Origin of the sequence: Paenibacillus sp. DMB20 (genome assembly GCF_000987955.1) — a bacterium.
Lineage (GTDB): Bacteria > Bacillota > Bacilli > Paenibacillales > Paenibacillaceae > Paenibacillus_AQ.
This window is the reverse complement of record NZ_LAZU01000025.1, coordinates 430,819-437,820: the sequence shown is the minus strand read 5'-3', so window position 1 is coordinate 437,820 and position 7,002 is coordinate 430,819. Positions and strand designations below refer to the sequence as shown.

Genomic DNA, 7,002 nt, shown 5'->3' with positions numbered 1-7,002 from the left:
GGACAGCTTTACGGTAACCGTCAACGACGGCCGCGGCGGCGAGGTCACCATTACCGTAACGGTTGACGTCAAGGGTTCCGGCAAAGGTACGGCAGGATCCGGCAAACCGCCGGCAAACACCGAAAACCCGACTCCTCCGGCCAAGAACGGAGACGGAACGCCAGTAATAAAGACACCGGAGCAGCAGAACCTGAACCAATTGCCCGATACCTCCGCAAACTTCTATAACCTGGGGCTTGCCGGATTCATCGCCCTGTTCGCCGGCTGGTTCCTTATGAGAAGAAAAAGCAAAGCTTAATTGACGCAAGTAAAGCAAACACGTTCCCTCAGGGGATGTGTTTGCTTTTTTCTCTCTCGTTATGACGTAAAAAACTCATTTCCGTAAAAAGGCTGCTCTCTCGCCCGTCCAGGTCAAATAGAGTGAATGCATCGCCCTTGTGCATGCGATATACAACAGGCTTTTATCCAGATCGGTAGAATAGTTGTCGGCATTCGCAAACGGAATAATCACCCGGTCAAACTCCAGTCCCTTGGCCATATGGGAGAAAGTAACCGTAATGCCCTCGTGAAATTGCTCACTGTGGAAATCCAGCAAACAAACGGGAGCTTGCACATCTTGAATCGCTTGATAGACCGTTTCCGCCTGTTTTCGCGTTTTGCACACGATGCCTAGCGAGTGATGATCCGATTGGAAAAATTCGAGGCAAAGCTCCCGGATTTGATTCCATTCCTCCTGCACATCGGTGCATTCAATCAGCTGTGGCTGCTCTCCGTGTCTTTCCACGGGTACCAGTCTGCTGCCGGGGTTCAACGCTTTGGCAAAATTCATAATTTCCAAGGTTGAACGATAGCTCTTTAACAGCTCGATCGTTTCCGCTTCCGGGAACATCCGTTTTATTTCCTGAAGCGAAGTGGAGGAATAAGGGTTGACCGATTGGCTGCTATCGCCCAAAATCGTTTTTTTGCAAGGAAACCATTTGGATATCACCGCATATTGGATAGGCGTGTAATCCTGCATCTCATCGATCAGCAGATGCTTGACGGATTCGTAGACCGATGGCCCGAGATAAAACATTTTAAGATATATCAACGGATATACATCGGCGTATTCGAGCGTGTTTTTGCGGTGGAGTTTAAACAGGCGGGGCTTTCCGATATGGGTATAAAAATCTTTATATAATCCCATTACATTTTGGAACTTGAACATTTTTCGGATAACGGCCTTGATCGTTCTGGACGAAGCCGGAGTCAGCCGCTCGCCATCATCCGTTCTAAAGCTCCCGATGAGGCTTAAGGCCGCTTTCTCCAACCGTTGTTTGACGGGCAGCCTGATCGAAGCCCGATAAGCGCGGAGCACGTCATCCTTTGGAATGCAAATCCCGTCAACGCGGATATCTTCCGGCACGAAATAATGCCCGTCCACATGTTTCATGTAAGAATCCATCGCTTCGACAAAATCAACCCCGGCTTTGAAGCGGATCCGCTCGATGTTATCCGGGTCTTCTACCTCCGCAAGCTCCCTTACCTGCTCATGAAACGTCTGGAAGCCGCATATCCCGGCCAGTTCTTTGGCACCCAGTTCCTCGGCGTTTACCTCCATGATCTTCTCTTCCCCCAGCTCCGGAAGAACGTTCGAAATATAGTCGGAGAACACCTTATTGGGCGACAGGATCAATACATTTCTGGATTTCAGGGTGTCCTTATGCCGATACAACAGGTAAGCGACTCTGTGCAGGGCCACGGATGTCTTCCCGGAACCGGCTCCCCCCTGGATAATAAGCTCGTTCGAAGTCTCGTTCCGTATAATGGCATTTTGTTCTTTTTGAATGGTAGCCACGATATTTTTCATCTTCTCATCGGACGTGCTGCTGAGTTCTTTCTGCAGCACGTCGTCATGTATATTCATCGAGCTTTCAATCATGTAATCCATTAAACCGTCCCTGATTTTATACTGTCTCTTCGTCCGGATATCTCCCTCCACTCGGCCCATGGGAGCATCATAATATGCAGGTCCGGCATTAAAATCATAGAACAGGCTGGCAACGGGGGAACGCCAATCATAAATCAGCAGGTTCCTGCTACCGTCTTCCGAAAAAGAATGAACCCCAATATAAAATGTCTCTGCGCGATCATGATCCTTGCCATGAAAATCGACTCTGCCGAAGTAGGCCGATTCGATTAACTTTCGGATCTTCCGATGCCGGGCTGCAGCCTGCTCGCCGCTGTCGATGGACATCGAGATATCCATCCGGTTGGCCGCTCTTTCGGCGGGATCAAGCTCCGCCAAATTGACCCAAAGGTATTTTTTCGCGTCGATGATCTCCCGGTACGAGGAGGTCAGCTTCTCCTCAAGTTCTTTAGAGGCTTGATGAAGTTTCTTCATCACCTCTTCAAGGTATTTCCGTTCGGCCGCTTCGATTGCGTTTATCATCTTAATTCCCTCACTCTCCCATAAGAATAGGTTTAAGTATAGGGAAAAACCAAAAAAAATATAGACTTATTCTTTCGGCTGTAGTATTATATTTTTATCGTGGGTCCAAAAAACCCGATACGAATTTTGGAAAAATAATAGACAAAACCAGGCCTTTCGTTTCGCGAAGGACCTGGTTTTTTTGCGTTTACCGGTCAGTCCTAATAAGATAAATCTTTCAATGCTGTGCGAATAGATTGATATATTTCTATCGGAATACCCAAGCACCGTCTTTTTATGCCGCATTAAATATATTATCCCTTTCCAAAAAAGGCGGTGAAAAAAATGACAGTCTATCAATCTATGATTCTTCAACAGCCTTGTTTGTTCAAAAAGTCCGGCAAAAAGCAGCGCCACAGATCGGCCTCCAGCAACTGGAGCGGATACGCCATTCCCGGCAGAAAAGGAGCCTATCATCGGATATCGGGCGAATGGACTGTTCCCTATGTCCGCCCTGCTTCCTATTCGGCTTACTCTTCCATCTGGATTGGAATCGACGGCTATCAGAACGACTGCCTCATTCAAACGGGAACCGGCCACGATTTCAGGGACGGCTCGCCTTACTATTATGCCTGGTGGGAAATACTTCCCGCCGTGGCGACCATCCTCCCTCACTCTGTTCATCCGGGTGATCGGATGAGCGCTGTCATTGTCAAACGCACCCGCTGCAAATGGTTGATCTGCCTTAAAAACCTGACCCGGAATTGGTGTTTTCAAACCGTTCAGCGTTACAACGGTCCCCAGTCTTCCGTGGAATGGATCGTGGAAGCTCCGGAAGTCGGAGGAGCCACTACCCGGTTAACCCGCTTGACCCCCGTGCATTTTTCCCGCTGCCGCGTTAACTGCAAAAACCCCAAGCTGACTCGAGATCAGGGAATCATTATGGTTCAGGACAACCGGGTGGTTTCCGTTCCGTTACAGCCTGGTCCAGCAGGAGATTCTTTTACCGTAAAGAGCAAAAAATAATTTCATTCCGCATTTTTCGCTTTGACATAAGTAAGATAGGGAGCTCCCTTTTAGGGCATCGCTTACAGGATATGTTATAATCATGGTTAATGTTTACAGCTTCGTACCCGACCGGGGAGGTGAATCTGAAATGGAAACCATGGAAATGATAGCGTCAGCCGCACTCCTTCTATCCCTGCTCTTATGGACGAAAATCTTCGGTCTCCAGCGGAGAATCCGGGATCTGGAATCCGATCTGGAATGGATGCGTCAACGGCCCGAAAGCTCCCCTACCTATACATCCGGTAAACCGCCTGCCGTTGATCCATCGCCCGATCCGCCCGTGGACCGTCTGGACGCCGAACTTGAAGAGCGGCTTCGCATGCTGCTTGCATCGGGCCAGAAGGTCAAGGCCATTAAGGAACTCAGGGTAGCCAGGAACATCACCCTGCTGGAAGCGAAGAATTATGTGGAGGACATGGAGCGAAACCATTAACTTCAGTGGATTCAATGTTTGAAAAAATAGAGGCTGTCCGCCGGCTTAAGCTGACGGACAGCCTCTATTCAAGTCTAAGCACAGCGAACCAGGGTTCGCGCGCACGAACGTTACTTCATTTGATCCGAAAGCTCCTTGAAAATGACGCCCAAAGCGTAGGCTCCGGCATCCGGATACCCCAAGCTTCGGTCGCCGACGGTTCCTGCGCGGCCCATCCGCGCCACGATATGCTCCGTCTTTCTTGCTCCCTCAGTGGCGGCATCCGCGCCTTTGGCAAACGCGGTTTTGAAATCGTCCCCTGTCCGGGCGCTTTCCGACCACGAATCCGCGCAAGGCACAAGCGCGTCAATCAAAGTTTTGTCCCCGACGACGGCGCCCCGTCCGAAGGAACGTTCGCCGGTTGCCTGTATCCCCTTGACCGCGGCCTGCATCATGCCCGCAAATTGCGATACGCTTGCTTCCGTAATCGCGCCCGCTTCCTTAGCCGCTGCCCGGAACGCCGAGCCCCAGATCGGGCCGGACGCACCGCCGCAGTGCTCCATAATCACCAGGGAACAGGCGTCCAAAAACGAACCGATATCGCTCTTATGATCGGCCATGATATGGCTCCATTCCCGCTTCAGCTGCCTGAACCCTTTGGCCACGCTCATGCCGAAATCGCCGTCGCCGGCATGGGCATCCAACTCGCAGAACGGAACCTCATTCTTGATAATAACCTCGCTCATCTTGTCTACCAGATACACGATATTATCCAGCGAGAGCCGGTTGTCGCGAATGACGGCATATTGCTCAGGGGTTTCCGCTTCATAGGAAACCTGGGCATCAGGGACATCCTCTTCGGACACATCAACATAAGCCACGCTTTCTTCCGGCCCTGAAACCTTGAAGGCGGGCGTGTCGCTGTCCTTGAACAAGAGCGTCTTCAGTTCCTCGTCCAATTTCATGATAGAAACGGAAGCGCCGGCCATATCGATGCTGGTCATGAAGTTCCCGACAAAAATTTTGCAAAGCTTGATGTGAGTCCGCTTAGCCAGTTCCCGGGTTACCGCGTTGTTCAAAAGATACAGCTCCTGCAGCGGCGTGGCCCCGAAGCCGTTAATCAACAATGCAATCTCTGCCGGAGCGCTTTCGTCCATCTTCAAATCCTTCAAAAGCGCCTCCACCATGCGCCGTGCCAAAATATCGGCGGATACCACTTTCTCCCGCTGGATTCCGGGCTCCCCGTGAATGCCGACGCCGTACTCCATCTCGTCCTCGGCGAGCCCGAAGGTCGGCGTTCCCTTCGCCGGGACCGTACATGAGGTTAACGCAAAGCCAATGCTTCGTACGCTCGCCGCCGCTTTTTCCGCGGCTTTTTTCACCTCTTGCAAACTGCGTCCCTCTTCGGCCGCGGCCCCGGCGATTTTATGGACCAGCACCGTTCCGGCAACTCCCCGACGTCCAACGGTGTACAAGCTGTCCTGAACCGCAATGTCGTCCTCGACACGGACATAATCCACTTCCAAGCCATCCTCTTCCGCCAGGAAGGCCGCATTCTTGAAATTCATCATATCTCCGCTGTAGTTCTTGATGATCATCAAGGTGCCTTTACGGGAGGCCGTCGCTTTAAGCGCCTGATACACCTGGATTTGGGAAGGGGATGCGAAAATATCCCCGCATACGGCCGCATCCAGCATGCCTTTGCCGACATATCCCGCATGGGCAGGCTCATGGCCGCTGCCTCCGCCGCTGATGAGGCTGACCTTGTTCTCGTTGATATGTTTTTTCTTGATGATTTTATACTTCCTCACAAATTCCAGCTCCGGATGGGCCATCGCGATGCCGTTGCACATTTCGAGGACCATGTTCTCCGTCCGGTTCATGATTTTTTTCATTTACCTTCCCTCCCGGCTCGCCTTGTAATCTCTGCCGATTTTGTCCGCCGTCGCAATGGCGCCCGCCACCTCCGTTACTGAAATCGGGAACGGCATGGAATGAATCGATTCTTCCGGGATACATGCTTTTTCGGCCACCTTGATCAGCTCTTCATGGCTTATTGTGTCCACTCCGATATCTGCCAAACATACCGGCAACCCGACCTCCAGGCAAAAATCAAGAACCTGGTTCAATTCCTCCGTAGGGGCATTCTCAAGCACCAATTGGGCAATGGTGCCGAAGGCGACTTTTTCCCCATGGTAATAATGATGGGTTCCTTCCAGGATCGTTAAACCGTCGTGGATGGCATGCGCCCCGCCCAAGCCCGCGCTTTCAAAGCCGAGTCCGGATAATAAAATATTCGTTTCCACGATATTTTCCAGCGCCTGGGTCACCATGTTGCACTCGCAGGACGCTTTCGCTTTGGCACCGTCTTTCAGCAGCATTTCATAGCATAAGGTTGCCATGGCCAGCGCCGCATGGGTTCCGACCGCAGGAGCGCAGAAGCCTTCTCTTGATCCCATCGGAAGACTGGCATTGACCCGGGAATAGGACTTGGCCGTCGCTCTGGCTTCAAAGTAAGTGGATAAGGCGTCCCCCATCCCCGCGACGAGGAAGCGAACGGGCGCTTGGGCAATCACCGTCGTGTCCACCAGCACCACGCTCGGGCTCTGCTTGAAATAGGCATAATCATCAAAGGAACCGTCCGGCGTATACAGCACGGCGGAGTGGCTTGTCGGCGCATCCGTGGCCGCAATGGTCGGACAGATGATGAGCGCCTCTCCCTCCGCGACGCATTTTGCCGCGTCAATCGCTTTGCCTCCGCCGAGGCCGATGGTGCAGACGCATTTTTTTTTCTCTGGCGATTTCCTGTAAACGGGCTACCTCCGCCCGGGAGCATTCTCCCTTAAAACCGCTTTCAACAAAAGTGATTCCGAACTTTTCTGCGGTCGCATCCAGCTTATGCTTCACTCGGTTCACATCGTCCGGATGGGCGATCAACAGCGCGGATGAACCAAAGGACTTGACAAAATAGCCCAAATTCAGCAATTCGTCTTCGCCTTGCACGTATTTGGTCGGACTGATAAATGCCTTTCTCATCATTATCTCCTCCGTTTTATCAAAAGTTTTAAATACTTAATCAACTAGATTATACCGAAGGCTTTAAGTCTTGTTA

Annotated in this window: 5 protein-coding genes and 1 pseudogene; 3 read left to right on the top strand and 3 right to left on the bottom strand. The window is 51.6% G+C overall.

The genetic code is table 11. The features are described from left to right. A partial coding sequence (locus XI25_RS12690) for an LPXTG cell wall anchor domain-containing protein (RefSeq protein WP_046678885.1) occupies positions 1-298 on the top strand: 298 nt, incomplete at its 5' end. 75 nt (positions 299-373) lie between these two features. On the opposite strand, the gene XI25_RS12685 is transcribed toward XI25_RS12690, so the two are convergent. Then, positions 374-2,431 carry a HelD family protein gene (locus XI25_RS12685; RefSeq protein ID WP_046678884.1) on the bottom strand — a complete coding sequence of 686 codons (2,058 nt, stop codon included), beginning with the start codon at positions 2,429-2,431 and terminating at the stop codon, positions 374-376. Positions 2,432-2,755: 324 nt separating this feature from the next. Here XI25_RS12685 and XI25_RS12680 point away from each other — a divergent pair, with 324 nt between their 5' ends. Both XI25_RS12680 and XI25_RS12675 read left to right on the top strand, forming a co-directional pair. Beyond that, the gene (locus tag XI25_RS12680; RefSeq protein WP_046678883.1) at positions 2,756-3,436 is read left to right on the top strand and encodes a G1 family glutamic endopeptidase; all 681 of its coding nucleotides are present in this window, start codon (positions 2,756-2,758) and stop codon (positions 3,434-3,436) included. 130 nt (positions 3,437-3,566) lie between these two features. Then, a complete protein-coding gene (locus XI25_RS12675; RefSeq protein WP_046678882.1) occupies positions 3,567-3,911 on the top strand; it encodes a hypothetical protein in 345 nt (114 codons plus the stop codon). A gap of 110 nt (positions 3,912-4,021) precedes the next feature. On the opposite strand, the gene dhaK is transcribed toward XI25_RS12675, so the two are convergent. Together dhaK and XI25_RS12665 are read right to left on the bottom strand one after the other, a co-directional pair. Continuing rightward, positions 4,022-5,785, bottom strand: coding sequence for a dihydroxyacetone kinase subunit DhaK (dhaK, locus tag XI25_RS32110; RefSeq protein ID WP_046678881.1), 1,764 nt, complete (start codon positions 5,783-5,785; stop codon positions 4,022-4,024). Then, positions 5,786-6,926 (bottom strand): annotated as a pseudogene (locus XI25_RS12665) (glycerol dehydrogenase). Positions 6,927-7,002 lie beyond the last annotated feature (76 nt).